This is a genomic window from Desulfocastanea catecholica, from assembly GCF_054657295.1.
The window spans coordinates 1-13,595 of record NZ_BAAHYZ010000002.1; the positions used below are offsets into that span (position 1 = coordinate 1).

A 13,595-nucleotide genomic window follows, 5' to 3' on the forward strand; every position below is an offset into this window, starting at 1 on the left:
GCTGGCGGGTATGTCCAGCACGTGTCCGTTCGATCCGTCAATCTGCGGAGCAACTTCACCCAGAATGCACCAGTTCACCCGGGCACGCCAGCGATCACGCAACGGCAAGGTCTCCGGTGAAAAAGAAACGATCTCGCGCCGTCTGTATGTGCATGTTTACTATTCACCCGACAATGAAGCCAAGAAAGAACTCGCTTTCCGTAAGGACCTGCTTGAACTGAAAGCGCAAATAGAAGGAGGAAAAACCGAGTTCACGGAATCAGCGCAAAAGAAAACAGACAAATACCTGACCTGTTCCAGAAAGGGGCGTGGGGGGCAGCTGAAGGTGGCATTCAACGACAAAGCCATTACCGAAGCAAAGAAGTACTTTGGCTATTTCGCCCTTGTCAGCAATCAGGCTATGGACACATTTACAGCACTTGAAAATTATCGGCTGCGTGAAAAAATCGAAGAACTCTTTGCCGTGCAGAAAGGGAGGCTCGACGGTGCTCGACCGCGCACATGGTACCCAGACAATCTGCGTGGAAGACAATTCACACAATTTGTCTCGCTGGGCTATCATTGTTTCCTGACGAAAAAAATAAAGGAAGTACAGGCCAAGCTCAGGAAAAAAGAACCCGGAAAAACCAAATCACTTATCAAGCTCGAAAAGAAACTGGAAAACTGGCTTGCGCAACGATCTCTCGCTCAGATCCTGGATTGGTTCGACTGCATTGAAACCACAAAGGTACAGACTGTCAGGGGCAGCTATCGATGGTCCACCGAATCAGTGGCCAGAGACAGGCTGCTTTTGAAGTACTTGGGAGTGGATACCAAATAGTGTACGCTTTATCCGACTTTCAAGATTATCACTTAGTGTGGGCCCAGTTTAATCATTATTGCGGTTCCGAACGTTTATCATTGCGGGCCGCTTACACGTAGACTCCGATATTACGCCTCCGCTATAACGTATATGGCTGTATTTATTTTTCGTTTATTTACGTTTTTGTGTGCGTTTTTGACTGGCGATATAGAGTTTTTCAACTTTCTCTCTTGCCCAGGGGGTCTTGCGCAAAAATTTAAGGCTCGACGGCACGGAGGGGTTGCTGGTGAAACAGCGGATTTTGATATACCTGGCCAATTTTTCCCAGCCATAATCGGCAACCAGAAGGTTCATTATTTGTTCCAGGGTGATGCCGTGCAGCGGGTCTTTGGCTTGTTGTTCGTTCATGTGTCGAAGGGTAATCGGAAATTAATAAGGTATTTCATACATATTGCCTACAATAAAAAAGCAGCAGCAATGATGGTAATCCTGTAAAAAAGCGGATTTAAACATGGTTCATGAGCATTATACAGGAATGGTTGGTAAAGTCATGGGGATTAGTGAAAACCCGGATTCTGTTGTTTCTTGAGCTGGTTTTCGACAGAAGTCCAAAAGGACAGTGCGGGGAAGTGGACAAACGGCGGCTCAATAATAAAATAAACACAGGAGGAAGTGTATGGCTGCGAAAAAAATTCTTATGCTCGTTGGGGATTATGTAGAGGATTACGAGGTCATGGTGCCGTTTCAGTCACTGCTGATGCTCGGCTATCAGGTGGATGCAATTTGTCCGGACAAAAAAGCCGGAGACTTTGTCCGGACCTCGATCCATGATTTTGAAGGGGACCAGACCTACAGCGAAAAGCGTGGGCACAATTTCACCCTCAATGCCGACTTTGACACCGTAAAGCAGGAGGAGTATGTCGGACTGCTCATTCCCGGTGGTCGGGCCCCGGAATATCTGCGGCTCAACGACAAGGTGCTGGACATTGTCAGATACTTTGCCAAGGCGGAAAAACCGATTGCCGCCATCTGTCACGGGGCGCAGCTGCTCTCCGCGGCAAATGTCCTGCAGGGTCGGGAATGTTCCGCCTATCCGGCCTGTTCCGTGGAAGTCAATCTTGCCGGTGGGACGTATGTAGCGGTCGAGATGGACAGCGCCCATGTGCAGGGTAATCTGGTCACCGCCCCCGCCTGGCCCGCCCATCCGGCCTGGCTGGCCAAATTTGTCGAAAAACTGGGGGCGAAGATTGCTTTGTAACCGTTTACCAATTCTTATTGCTGGAGAATTTTATGTTTGCCACACGCCTGCATCGTTTGAAAGGGTACATGGAAGAAAAGGGATTTTCCGCCGTTGCGGTCAATGCCGGCCCGAGCCTTACCTATCTGACCGGTTTGCATTTTCACCTGATGGAACGGCCGGTGGTCATCGTTTTTACCCTGGCGGAGGAACCGACCATCATTTTGCCGGAACTTGAGCAGGCCAAGCTCGACCGGCTGCCTTTTCCCGCCCGCGTTTATGCCTACGGCGAAAGTCCGGCCGAATGGTCCAAAACCTTTGGCGATGCGCTGCAAAATCTTGACCTTTCGACGGGGAAGATCGGCGTGGAACCCGGTCAATTGCGTTTGCTCGAGTATAATTATCTGCGTTCCGCCTGCAAAGATACCGATTTCACCGACGGCTCGGCAATCTTTTCGGCGCTCAGATCGGTCAAAGATGATAAAGAAATTGCCGCCATGCGACAGGCGGTGCTGATCGCCGAGGCCGCCCTCGAGGCGACCCTGAAGGCGATGAAAATCGGCGTGGCCGAAAAAGATATCGCCGGGGAACTCTTCCTGCAGCTTATTCGTCACGGCTCCGATACCTCCCTGCCTTTTTCACCCATTGTCTCCAGCGGACCAAACGGTGCCAATCCCCATGCGCTGCCTTCCGGGCGGCAACTTGTTGCCGGTGATCTGCTGGTCATCGACTGGGGGGCAAGTTCTGCCGGCTATTTCTCTGATATCACCCGAACCTTTGCCGTCGGCGAGATTGATGGCGAGGCGGAAAAAATCCACAACATCGTCCAGCAGGCAAATGCAGCCGGCCGGGCGGCGGGACGACCGGGAGTACCCTGTGCCGCGGTCGACAGGGCGGCGCGAAAGGTCATCGACGAGGCGGGCTACGGCCGGTTTTTTACCCACCGGACCGGCCATGGCATCGGCATGGAATGCCATGAAGAACCGTATATGCGTGGAGATAATGAGCAGTTGCTGCAGGTGGGCATGGCCTATACCGTTGAACCGGGCATCTATCTTGCCGGCCGTAACGGCGTGCGTATTGAAGACGATGTGCTGGTGACGGTGGATGGGGCCGAGTCGCTGAGCACCATGAGCCGGGAAATACGCGTCGTCGGATAAACGTTCACCAGCACCCCATCTGCACACGAGCAGACCGGCGTGCAGAGGCCAACTCTAGCCCGTCGGTCTGCTTGTGCACATCTGAAGCACTGGTGAACGTTTACAGATACCTTCGGATAGACGCCATCAATCTTTGGCTGCCAGGTGGTGCAGATGCGCCTGGACCATCTTGATTTCGCCGTAGCTGACGTCGTCGCCAAGCGCCATTTTTACTTCACTGTATTTCTTGTCCGGCATCTCCTGCAGTTTTTCTTTGATTGCCAGCAGTTTTTCATGGGAGAGCAGCCTGTCGACGGCCAGCTCTCCCTTTGCCACAAAATGCGTTAGATGGCCTTCGATGGTCGAGAGAACCAGGTCACGTTCCTTGGCTATCCGGGCGAGGGGCAAGCCCTGTTCGAAAAGGTCGAGGCTGAGCTGTTTGGTATCTGCTGCGGTATTTGTTCTGGGCGCCTGCGGTGGAGCATCCGTTTTGCTGGGCAGGATGACATCGACGATATGGTGTTTTTCGCGGTAATCGACAACCATGGCAACCAGCTCCACGCCGTACCTCTCCGTCAGTTTCTTGCCGATGCCCTTTATGTCCATCAAGGCGTCAATGGAGTCGGGCAGGTTGACGACAATCTGGATAAGGGTCTTTTGATGCAGGATATGAAAATGGGGGACATCGGCTTCTTTGGCCTTTGCCGCCCGCCATTCGCGCAGGGTCTGAAAGAGTTCCGGATGATCAATGTCGGCCTCGGAGTAGGTGGGCGTGGTTTTCGCCCCCCTCTTTTTTTCCCGGTCGGCTTTCGGTGCGGTCTCGATCGCCGCGGTTGAAATTGCCCGAAGATATGCGGATGAGCTGAATCCGTTCGTGCAGCATCTGACCGCCGCCATTTTGACGGCAGTCTCTTCCTGCAGTAACTTGCACAGGTTTTTGGCCTTTTTGCGCAGCTCCTTGTTATCGGTATCCACCTGCAGCAGGTCGACGTGGGCACCAAGACCCGTATCGATTTTTTCCTGGAAATAGGCCGAAGCTTTGCCTATACGTTCAAGAACCGCCGCATCTTCCGCCGGGAAAACGTTATCCGTAAAGAGCCCCTGTAATTCACGCCGGAAATTGACACCGACTGTACAGATTTCACTGACGGTCTTTTGCCGTAATGCCTGGAGATCCCCTGCGCCGAGGATCCGCAGCAGCCCCGGATTCCGGTCAACGATGGACAGCAGGCGGCCGAAAATCCCCTGCAGCTGCTGAAAGTCAAAGCATTCCAGGAGCAGTCGCTGCTGGTAGCGGATCTTGGCCATCGCCAGTTGTGCCGCGGTCGGCCTGCTTTTTCCGGCTTGTTCGACGAAGCGGAGCACGGCGCTGTCGGTCTTGACCGCCCTTGGCGAAAGTTGTGAGCTGAGGACCATTCCGTCCAGGGTCCGGCAGCGGCTGAGGGCGACGTACACCTGCCCGTGGGCAAATGCTGCCTGGGCATCGATGATGGCCCGGTCAAAGGTCAGCCCCTGGCTTTTGTGGATGGTGATGGCCCAGGCCAGTTTGAGGGGATATTGGCTGAAGGCGCCGATTTTATTCTCGGTAATCTCCATGGTGTCCGGGTCGAGGGCGTATTCGATATTCTCCCAGGTGGCCGGTTCGACCATGATTTCATCCGTATCATCGGGACATTGTATCCAGATCTTGCCGTCGGAAATGCGAGTGATGGTACCGATTTTTCCGTTGAAAAAGCGTTTTTCAGCTGACGAATCGTTACGCACGAACATCACCTGGGCCTGTGGTTTTACCTCGAGTGTCAGCGCTGTTGGAAAGGAGTGTTCGGGAAATTCCCCCTCAATCTCGGCATCGAAGCGATGCATGTTCCGGGTCAGTGTCTTCAGCCTCGAGAAGTTGATTGTGTCGGCGCTGCTGTTGTGGGTACACAGGGTTATATACCCTGCACCCTCGTGGTCACCATCAGCAAAGCCCTTGATATAGCGGGCGTTCAAGCTCGCCAGGGTGGCCTGATCCAGGTTGTTGTCACGGACTTTGTTCAGAAGCGAGATAAAGTGGTCGTCTTCCTGGCGATAGATATGCTGCAGTTCGATGGTGAGCAGTTCCGTTTTGCGTAAGGCGTTGCTGCTGAAAAAATAGGGCGAATCGTAATATTGATTCAAGATACGCCAGTCGACGTCCTTGACCACCGGGGAAAGCTGATGCAGGTCGCCGATCAGCAGCAGCTGCACGCCGCCGAAAGGCAGGCTGCTGCGACGGTAGCGGCAGAGAACGCTGTCGATGCCGTCGAGGAGATCGGCTCGGACCATACTGATCTCATCGATCACCAAAAGATCGAGGCTTTTGATGAGGTTGATCTTCTCCTTGTTGAATCTCTGCCTGAACGTCGTTTCACTGCCCGGCACGAAAGGCCCGAACGGCATCTGGAAAAAGGAATGCAAGGTCACCCCGCCCGCATTGATGGCGGCCACCCCGGTGGGCGCGGTGACGACCATTCGTTTCGGGCTGTCCTTCTTGAGATTGTGCAGAAAGGTCGTCTTTCCGGTACCGGCTTTCCCCGTCAGGTAAACATTGCAGCCGGTGTCCCGGACAAATTCATCGGCAAGCTGGAGTTCAGGATTATCAGAATTCATCATTTCAGTTGTCGAAAAAGTTCCTCGAGGCTAGCATTGATCACCGCGATATCTTCCTTGCTGAACTGCGCCGGGTCAAAAAAATCGACATCGAGCAGATCGGCCATCGCTTCGTATTCCTCATGTTCCGGATTACCAAGAACCTCGATGAGGTGCATGTAGCCGTAAATACCGCCGATATCTTCCGGAGGACAGGCGCGTCGACCGGTGATGAGGACCGGCACAGATGCTCCTTTCTGCGGGGAGAGAACTTTCTCCACGGTTATCTGATGCATCCAGTCATCACCGAAGTCGTAGATATACTGGAACTGCGGCTGAATTTTCCTGGCAAGGCTGTGCAGGGTGTATTTTGCTTCATTTTTCGGCCTGCTGGTCTGCCATAAATCATTCTCGTCCGGCAGGCAATAGCAGGTCCGGTCGATAAGGAACTGATGCAGGTGGCTGTCGGTCCAGCCCATGCACAGCTGAATCACCGCGTGCAGCTGTTCCAGGGTGAAATTCCCCGGAACCTGAATCCTTCTCCAGATCGGCGGCTTAGCGCCCTGCAGTGTCACCTTCAGCTGATAGACGGGGGCAGGACTTGTCTGCTTTTTGCCATGCTGCGGGAAATCCACCTTGATAACATTTGTGCCTTTTTTAGACGTGGTGGAGGGGGCCTTCTTTACAGGGGCACTGCCGCCGCAACATGTGCCGCCGTCGCAGCTGCACGGGTCGTTCTGCTTGACCTTGATGGGTCGAATCGGTGTGGGAGTGTCGGCGCCGTTTATTCTTCTCTGCCGTATTTTATCGACTGTACGGGCATGTTTCTGGAAGGTGTCGATTGCCAGCGGCAGGGAGGCCATAAGAAAGACCTGGATCTGCAGCTCCCGATCGCCAAGTTCCGTATCCATCCCGGCAAAGGCTTCCTGGAACATCTCATCGGGCAGTTCTTCAAAATAATCCATGACCTCCACCGGATCGACCAGTCCCTGAATGGTCATCAGGCTGTGGTACAGTTCCTCTTTTTTCCGCTCACTTAATTCAGGAAACTCCTCCGGATCCCACACCTCTTCGCGCAGGGCAATCGCTTCTTCGAAACCGGAGATCCACTCGTAAAGAGCTTCGAACTGATTATCTTTCAGTTTCTCTATGTTAAACGGCAATTGGAGTTCGTTGTTATGGAAAGCGGCGACGAAGTTGTTGTACACCTCCATCAGAGCCCCGGTCATCTGCTGCATTTGCTCTAGCGTAGTGAATGTCGGCAATTCGCCGCCAAAGATCGTCGGCATCCATTCACTGGGCACAAGAGGAGCAGGGGTCATGGCCAGGCCGAAGATATAGCCGAGTAATTCATCATAACTGAAGGTATTATCGGGGTCCTCGGCCATCGCCAGGAGATTTTTCAGGTTTTTCTTTTCTGTAGCCGTCAACATTGGTTTGCTTGGTCCTATTGATTGTATGAGTTGTAGAGGTTTATGGAAGAGGGTACCCACACAAATAGCGGAAAAACGAGCTGAAGAAAAGGGAAATTTGCCCTATATTTGCTATTTAGTACCTTACAGATTATTTTCTTTTTTTTGAAAGAAAACAATCTGTACCCAAGGTACTTATCCCGGCTTATTTCCCGTATACCGGGGTCGGCGTAAACTGGCTTATATCTTTACACTGCGCGCAAAGGTACATTACTTGTGACGGCAGGGGAATTTTTCCCCGCCGTCGGCAGCAAAAGAGGAACGAATGAGAATTGCTGTTTTTTCGGATATTCACGCCAACCTGGAAGCGTTAGAGGCGGTGCTCGACCATGCCTTTCGGCAGACGGTTGACAGGTATGTCTGCCTGGGTGATGTGGTCGGTTATGGAGCAAATCCCAATGAGTGTATTGCGCTGCTGCAGTCCCTGCCTGACTTTTCCTGCCTGCTTGGCAATCACGACGCCGCTGTTCTGGGCATTCCCAACAATATGCAGCAGGATGCCCGGCGGGTCATTGTCTGGACCCGGGAGATCCTCACCGAGAAAAGTATGCTGTTCCTGCGGACAATGGAAGATCTCATCAAATGGGGCAATATTTCCTTCTGCCATTCCAATCCGTATAAACCGCGCAACTGGTATTATGTCTCGGAGAAAACCTATATCTCCAGTTCGTTTGCCCGCTCGAAGGCGAAGATTCTCTTTGTCGGCCACACCCATGTGCCGATTGCCATAACCCGTAAAAACTTCTTCTGCATTTACATCAGGTCGCCCCGGCATAGCATGGTGGTGCCCGCCGCAGTGCTTAACCGCCAGATTTTCAACACCGGCAGCGTCGGGCAACCCAGAGACGGAGACCCGCGGGCCTCGTATCTTATCTATGACACCCAAAAAAAATGTATCGAGTTTTACCGGGTAGCCTACGATTTCGATCGGGCCGGAAAGAAGATTCTCGCGGCTGGATTGCCGGAGATCTATGCCCGGAGGCTGGCGAACGGCTTATAGCTTTGCAGCACCATCAGCCCGGCAGTTCATCGATCCTCTGGACGCCCTCCATCATCAATCCCATAAAGCCACCGATGGGCGGCAACCTTTCGGCCTCCTCGGGAATCCCCCTCGTGTAACTGAAACGACCCTTTTTCGCACCGAGAAGGGCATAGACCGCTTCTTTTTGCCGAAACTTGAGGAAGCGGGCATAGATGATTTCCCCTTCCTTGAAAAAAACAATGGCCTTGCCCTGTTGCAGGGTGAGTTCGATCACCCCCGTTTTCTGTGAGGAATTGAGAAGCTGGAAGAGATCGACGGCATGTATTTCTGCCAGTTCCCCGGTCATGCCGGAGGCAATATTTCCTGATCGCAGGGCCATCTTTTGCGCTCGATCGACGAGCACCCGCAGTAGAAACATCTGCAATATCGGGTATTTTTTCAGGGCATCGCGGAAATTCTTCACACTGAGCATTGCCACTTGCGTGCCTTCCAGCGTGTGGATGGAATTGGCCACAGGTTCGCTGGTGAGAAAGCTCATTTCACCGAAGATCTCATCTGGTCCAATCTCGGCCATTTTTGAACCATCCTCGGCAATGACCGCCACCAACCCCTTCAAGAGGATATACAGATGGCTGCCAGGAACACCTTTCTTGATAATTATCTTATCAGCGAGGAAGGTTTTTACCTCGAGCAGCATGGTCAGATCGCCGAGGGATTGGTCGTCAAGTGGTTTAAAGAGTGTCAGTTGCCGCAGTTGGCCGAAAAATTTATCAAGACGCGCCCTGCGACGCCGTTGTTCCGTCTCTTGGAGCAATTTCATCTGCAGCGTGGCAAATTCCTTCTCCTTTTTATATTCAAAGTGAATCATGCCTTCGCAACCCCCGCAGTCAAAGCGAGTAGTTCGACCACCACCTGTCTGGGCAAATCCACTGATGCTCTCTTTTGTCGAGACGATGTCGGCAATTTTTTTGGCCAGATAGAGGCAACCGGGTTTATAGGAGGACACCGACAGGCTGAAGTTTTCTACTTTGAGCTCTTCACCCGCATTATACAGGGGGCAGGATTGCTCAGCTATGATGAGGAAAACAGCATCACTGAATTTATTAACCGGCGTTTTCATACAGTACCTGCAAGGGTTCACATCGAGGCAGCAAGCGAAGCTCTTTTGCTGGGGGCAGTGAGTTGATCCCCAACTCTACAAAAAGATACCATTGCAGGATACGGTGTTACATCAAAAAGATCAAAATAAAACATAAGTTAACAATGCGCTGAGAAAAATCAGCACACCAGCAATACAGGATTACTGATCCGGTTGACAAGTTTCACCAGGTCTTCAGGATGATGATCTGCAACATCACTGGGGAGAACCAGCAACTGCCGGCGCCTGGTTTGCAGGGCTGCCGTTAACCCGAGAGATGCAGGGGCGTGAACCGGATGATATTTTATGCGTAGGTCAATGTTCGTAACATCTGTTTCCGCCTTTTTCTTCAATTTCAAAAAATGTGCATGATCTTCCGCCGGAATCAGTACTTCCAGAGGGCTTCGAATGAGCCGCGCCACATTCGCTCCAATCTCGAGTGCTCTTTCACTGATTACTGAGCCGGTAAATATCGACAGAACTGGTGGTATCAGCCGGAATCTGTCATCAATAAGCATGGTCAATCCCCGGCCGTGCAGGATGAGATGCCTGGCCGTAGACCCCATGGTTGACTTGAATACCGTGCGGCCGAATCTGCCCATAATAGTAAGGTCGGCAGTTGCCGCCTGTTCCAAAACAATGGTTTTCACTCCGCCGCGTATGACCTCAAACTTCCAGGTAACCGCCGTACTTCCGGCCGACCGGGCTATCCATTTGCGGATACGCTCCGCCTGGAGCCTGAGGTCCCTCTCTATCTCAGCGATTCCCCTCCGGCCGAACTCATAGGTGCGGACTTCCCGAAAAAAAGGATGCCGCGCAATTTCCAGCACGTCTACATCTTCGACAAAGAGTGCGCTGATCTCGGCCTGCAGGGCTGCGGCCATGGTAACCGCTGCCTCCAGAGCTGTTCGGCTGTGTGTCGATTCATCAATGGGAACAAGTATCCTCCTAATAATGACTTTGCGGTTTTCAGGATTCACTTTTACCTCCCTGCTCATTGTCTTCCATCTCTTTGCCGAATTTACGCATATTATCGGCAAATTCCTGAAGTTTTGTCTGCACACGTCCATTTACTGAATCTTTAGGGTAGTTGCCCTGTTCGTCCGGTTCTCCGGCCGGCATGCCGGTCAGGAGTTCAATCCCCTGATCAATGGTTTCTATGGGATAGATATGGAAATTATTATTCCCAATGGCATCCACCACATCTTTCCTGAGCATCAGGTTTTTGACATTTGTGGCCGGTATCAATACTCCCTGATCTCCACTCAGTCCTTTTTTGCTACAGACATCAAAGAAGCCTTCGATCTTTTCGTTGACCCCGCCGATGGCCTGGATGCGGCCGTATTGATCCACCGATCCGGTGACCGCAAATTGCTGTTTAATGGGAATCTCCGAGATAGCGGATAAGAGGGCATAAAGTTCAGTCGAAGATGCACTGTCTCCGTCCACTCCTCCATAAGACTGTTCAAAAACAAGCGAAGCATTTAACGACAGCGGTTTTTCCCGGGCATAACGTGCACCCAGAAATCCCGAGAGGATCAGGACGCCCTTGGAATGGAGCGGCCCGCTCAATTTTGCCTCACGCTCGATATTGACAACCTGTCCTTTGCCTATCTGCACTCTGCCGCTGATTCGGCTGGGACGTCCGAAGGCAAAATCACCGAGCATCAGCACGGAAAGAGCATTGACCTGTCCGACAGTGGCCCCTTCCGTCTCTATATGCAGAGTGCCGCGGTGAATTTCTTCATGAATGCGCTGGCGTAGCCGGTCGGAACGATGGACTTTAGAATCGATCGCCTTCTGGACATCATCTCTTTTCACTATATCGCCGCCATTTTGCCTGGCCCAGTAATCGGCCTCCATCATCAGATCATCTATGTCTCTGATTTTAATGTTCAAGCGTTCTCCGTCTTCCATCATCCGGGAGCTTTGCTCAATAACACGTCCGATAGCGCTTTTATCGAAGTGGAGCAGCTTCTTGTCGGAGACGATATTTCCCAGCAGGCGGGCATAGGCATCCTGATTGGTGTCATTTCTTTCCATCTGGATGTCAAAATCGGCTGCCACCTTGAAGAGTTCGGAAAATTCCGGATCGATCTGCTGAATGATATAGTAAATGAAAGGTTCGCCTATAATGACCACCTTCACATTCAAGGGAATCGGTTCAGGTTCAAGCATAACCGTGCTGAGCAGACTGTACATTTCCGCCAGCGATTCTATTTTTATACAATCGGATTTGAGTGCACGCTTCAGGCCTTCCCAGGCACCCGGATGAGTCAGAGCCTTACGGGCGTCGATGACCAATGCCCCGCCATTGGCCCGGTGTAGTGATCCTGATTTAATCAGGTTAAAATCCGTGATCAATGCTCCCATCTGCGAAATATGCTCAACTTTGCCAACCAGATTGGCATAGGAGGGATTGTCTTCGAATATGATCGGTGCACTTTTCTGTTTACTGTTGTCGACGATGAGGTTGACCTTGTAGCGTCTCATCGTTGGAGTATTCATATCAGTTTCGTTTCCAGAGAAATTCTGCTGTTGCTGCTGCAGTAATCCGGCAAGCTGGCCCATCTGTTGTTGCTTCCCTCCTGTGAGAAATGTCTGGAGGTTCTCTATGATATCTTTTTTTAGAGATTCCAGGTGCTCGGATATACCGGCTATTTCACCGTATTCAGAATTCAGACCATTGATGAGTTCTGAAAGGGAATATTCAGTGACTTCCTTATTGAGCTTTTCAATTTGTTCTCTGATTTCCTTTTGCCACTGCGGAATTTTCTGGAAAATTTTCTGTGATTCAATTTGAAGATTTTCCATGTTCTGTTCATAGCGGTGGCGGGCATCTTCGGGCAGTTGTTGATATTCGTCGGGCGGCATGACCTCACCGTTGTCCTTGATCGGAGCAAAGCCTATACCGGCCGGGGTGCGTACGATTGTCAGCCCTTTTTCCTTTGCCCGGTTGTTTATTTCCTCGAAGGCTTTATGCTGCTTTTCTTTTAATTCCTCCTCCACTGATTGCACACGGTTCTGATACTCCTCGCTTTCGAAGGCCGCTTTCAAGGCATTCCTCGCATCCTTGATCATTTTTTCCATATCTTTGGCAAAACCAGCACCTTTACCCGAAGGAAGGCGAAGATTTTTGGGCCGGGAATGGTCTTCGAAGTTATTCACATAGCACCAGTCGTCAGGAGGGGGAGCGTCTTTAAATTGACGATTGAGAACCTGCTCGACCATGGAATGACGACCAGTGCCCGGCTGGCCCAGAGCAAAAATATTATAACCATGATGCTGCATCCCCGTGCCAAATCGAAGGGACTCGACGGCCCTGGGCTGGCCGAGCGCATCGCTCAGTGCTTCGATAGGCTCAAGATCTGCCGTGGTATTGAAGGTGAATTTATCAAGATCGCAGGAGTGAAAAACTTGGTTTACTTCTAATCGTTTTACCGACATCGCATATCCCCCTTTTGTTGAGTATCTCATCCAGTTGAGCTGGACTCTTTTCATTACCCCCTTGAGGGAGGGGTATAAGGACCTTTAGAAAGATAGTTTTCTTGCACAGGAAACAGAAAAACTATCTGTAAGATACTGAAAAATCTGCAGGTACAAACGAGATCAAAAAAGTTATTTTTGATCCATGTCTTATTGCGATTACAATTGAAGCAACTGCAGATTTTTATTTTTTATGGATATAAGATAAACAATATGCATGCATTTCCTGGTTATCAAATGAGTCAATGAACCTTTGTGAAAAACCACTCATACCAATTATCCGGCATGCCTCAAATCTTATGGTAATCCTGTTCTATTGCTTTTGCGGCTTACCTGCTCCAGAGCCTGGCTTATGCCGGCCGCCAATGTTTCATAATCGTCATTGCCAGCCGATAATCAACTTCCCTGATGTCTAAGGGGGGGTACATAAACCAGATCGGAACCCAGAAGCAGGCCAAGGTTTTCCGCAAGTACAGCGGTGATGCTCTCTTTAAACGAGCCCGCCCAGCGATTAAATTCTGCAAGTTCCACTGTATTCCTCCCTTTTCTGGTCATAATTTCGGGCCGGTTCAGGTAGTCGGGGATCTCGACCGGCATGACCCTGATTGCCAGAGGGTATGCTCATTTCGTGGAATCAACACAAAACTGCCGTAGGAAATCTCCAGATCCCGAACCTCAATAACAACATCCTGTCGGCCATTCGACTCCGCCGGCTTCATATTTACATCC

Annotated in this window: 12 protein-coding genes; 4 read left to right on the plus strand and 8 right to left on the minus strand. The window is 51.2% G+C overall.

Translation table 11 applies throughout. The annotated features are described in order from the left end of the window. On the plus strand, positions 1-820 hold an 820-nt coding region (locus ACYQ8U_RS01705), incomplete at its 5' end, for an IS1634 family transposase (RefSeq protein WP_459943781.1). 153 nt (positions 821-973) lie between these two features. Here the strand turns inward: ACYQ8U_RS01705 and ACYQ8U_RS01710 are convergent. Next, positions 974-1,210 carry a VF530 family protein gene (locus tag ACYQ8U_RS01710; RefSeq protein WP_459943782.1) on the minus strand — a complete coding sequence of 79 codons (237 nt, stop codon included), beginning with the start codon at positions 1,208-1,210 and terminating at the stop codon, positions 974-976. Positions 1,211-1,478: 268 nt separating this feature from the next. Here ACYQ8U_RS01710 and ACYQ8U_RS01715 point away from each other — a divergent pair, with 268 nt between their 5' ends. Next, positions 1,479-2,060 carry a DJ-1/PfpI family protein gene (locus ACYQ8U_RS01715; protein WP_459943783.1) on the plus strand — a complete coding sequence of 194 codons (582 nt, stop codon included), beginning with the start codon at positions 1,479-1,481 and terminating at the stop codon, positions 2,058-2,060. Between the two features lie 32 nt (positions 2,061-2,092). Beyond that, positions 2,093-3,199: a M24 family metallopeptidase gene (locus ACYQ8U_RS01720; protein ID WP_459943784.1), complete on the plus strand. Its 1,107-nt coding sequence runs from the start codon at positions 2,093-2,095 to the stop codon at positions 3,197-3,199. Positions 3,200-3,325: 126 nt separating this feature from the next. On the opposite strand, the gene ACYQ8U_RS01725 is transcribed toward ACYQ8U_RS01720, so the two are convergent. Together ACYQ8U_RS01725 and ACYQ8U_RS01730 are read right to left on the minus strand one after the other, a co-directional pair. After that, complete coding sequence (locus ACYQ8U_RS01725) at positions 3,326-5,812, minus strand: helix-turn-helix domain-containing protein (RefSeq protein WP_459943785.1); 2,487 nt, start codon at positions 5,810-5,812, stop codon at positions 3,326-3,328. Continuing rightward, positions 5,809-7,221, minus strand: coding sequence for a UPF0149 family protein (locus ACYQ8U_RS01730; RefSeq protein WP_459943786.1), 1,413 nt, complete (start codon positions 7,219-7,221; stop codon positions 5,809-5,811). Before ACYQ8U_RS01730 ends, ACYQ8U_RS01725 begins: the two co-directional genes overlap by 4 nt. Positions 7,222-7,525: 304 nt before the next feature. Between ACYQ8U_RS01730 and ACYQ8U_RS01735 the strand changes: the two genes are divergently transcribed. Beyond that, on the plus strand, positions 7,526-8,260 hold the full coding sequence (locus tag ACYQ8U_RS01735) for a metallophosphoesterase family protein (protein ID WP_459943787.1): 735 nt from the start codon (positions 7,526-7,528) through the stop codon (positions 8,258-8,260). A gap of 13 nt (positions 8,261-8,273) precedes the next feature. Here the strand turns inward: ACYQ8U_RS01735 and ACYQ8U_RS01740 are convergent, their stop codons facing one another. The 5 genes from ACYQ8U_RS01740 to ACYQ8U_RS01760 all read right to left on the minus strand — a co-directional run bounded on the left by ACYQ8U_RS01740 (position 8,274) and on the right by ACYQ8U_RS01760 (position 13,585). Next, on the minus strand, positions 8,274-9,362 hold the full coding sequence (locus ACYQ8U_RS01740; protein ID WP_459943788.1) for a DUF4388 domain-containing protein: 1,089 nt from the start codon (positions 9,360-9,362) through the stop codon (positions 8,274-8,276). Positions 9,363-9,520: 158 nt separating this feature from the next. Further along, positions 9,521-10,360 carry a universal stress protein gene (locus tag ACYQ8U_RS01745; RefSeq protein ID WP_459943789.1) on the minus strand — a complete coding sequence of 280 codons (840 nt, stop codon included), beginning with the start codon at positions 10,358-10,360 and terminating at the stop codon, positions 9,521-9,523. Beyond that, on the minus strand, positions 10,350-12,827 hold the full coding sequence (locus tag ACYQ8U_RS01750) for a Lon protease family protein (RefSeq protein ID WP_459943790.1): 2,478 nt from the start codon (positions 12,825-12,827) through the stop codon (positions 10,350-10,352). Before ACYQ8U_RS01750 ends, ACYQ8U_RS01745 begins: the two co-directional genes overlap by 11 nt. Positions 12,828-13,262: 435 nt before the next feature. Then, the gene (locus ACYQ8U_RS01755) at positions 13,263-13,463 is read right to left on the minus strand and encodes a PqiC family protein (RefSeq protein ID WP_459943791.1); all 201 of its coding nucleotides are present in this window, start codon (positions 13,461-13,463) and stop codon (positions 13,263-13,265) included. Then, a complete protein-coding gene (locus ACYQ8U_RS01760) occupies positions 13,436-13,585 on the minus strand; it encodes a hypothetical protein (RefSeq protein ID WP_459944098.1) in 150 nt (49 codons plus the stop codon). The genes ACYQ8U_RS01755 and ACYQ8U_RS01760 overlap by 28 nt, the downstream gene beginning before the upstream one ends. Positions 13,586-13,595: the final 10 nt, after the last annotated feature.

Bases quoted from the DNA above. Each gene is read 5' to 3' on its own strand.
- ACYQ8U_RS01710 (WP_459943782.1), bottom strand. From the start codon at position 1,210: ATGAACGAACAACAAGCCAAAGACCCGCTGCACGGCATCACCCTGGAA.
- ACYQ8U_RS01715 (WP_459943783.1), top strand. From the start codon at position 1,479: ATGGCTGCGAAAAAAATTCTTATGCTCGTTGGGGATTATGTAGAGGAT.
- ACYQ8U_RS01720 (WP_459943784.1), top strand. From the start codon at position 2,093: ATGTTTGCCACACGCCTGCATCGTTTGAAAGGGTACATGGAAGAAAAG.
- ACYQ8U_RS01725 (WP_459943785.1), bottom strand. From the start codon at position 5,812: ATGATGAATTCTGATAATCCTGAACTCCAGCTTGCCGATGAATTTGTC.
- ACYQ8U_RS01730 (WP_459943786.1), bottom strand. From the start codon at position 7,221: ATGTTGACGGCTACAGAAAAGAAAAACCTGAAAAATCTCCTGGCGATG.
- ACYQ8U_RS01735 (WP_459943787.1), top strand. From the start codon at position 7,526: ATGAGAATTGCTGTTTTTTCGGATATTCACGCCAACCTGGAAGCGTTA.
- ACYQ8U_RS01740 (WP_459943788.1), bottom strand. From the start codon at position 9,362: ATGAAAACGCCGGTTAATAAATTCAGTGATGCTGTTTTCCTCATCATA.
- ACYQ8U_RS01750 (WP_459943790.1), bottom strand. From the start codon at position 12,827: ATGTCGGTAAAACGATTAGAAGTAAACCAAGTTTTTCACTCCTGCGAT.
- ACYQ8U_RS01755 (WP_459943791.1), bottom strand. From the start codon at position 13,463: ATGCCGGTCGAGATCCCCGACTACCTGAACCGGCCCGAAATTATGACC.
- ACYQ8U_RS01760 (WP_459944098.1), bottom strand. From the start codon at position 13,585: ATGAAGCCGGCGGAGTCGAATGGCCGACAGGATGTTGTTATTGAGGTT.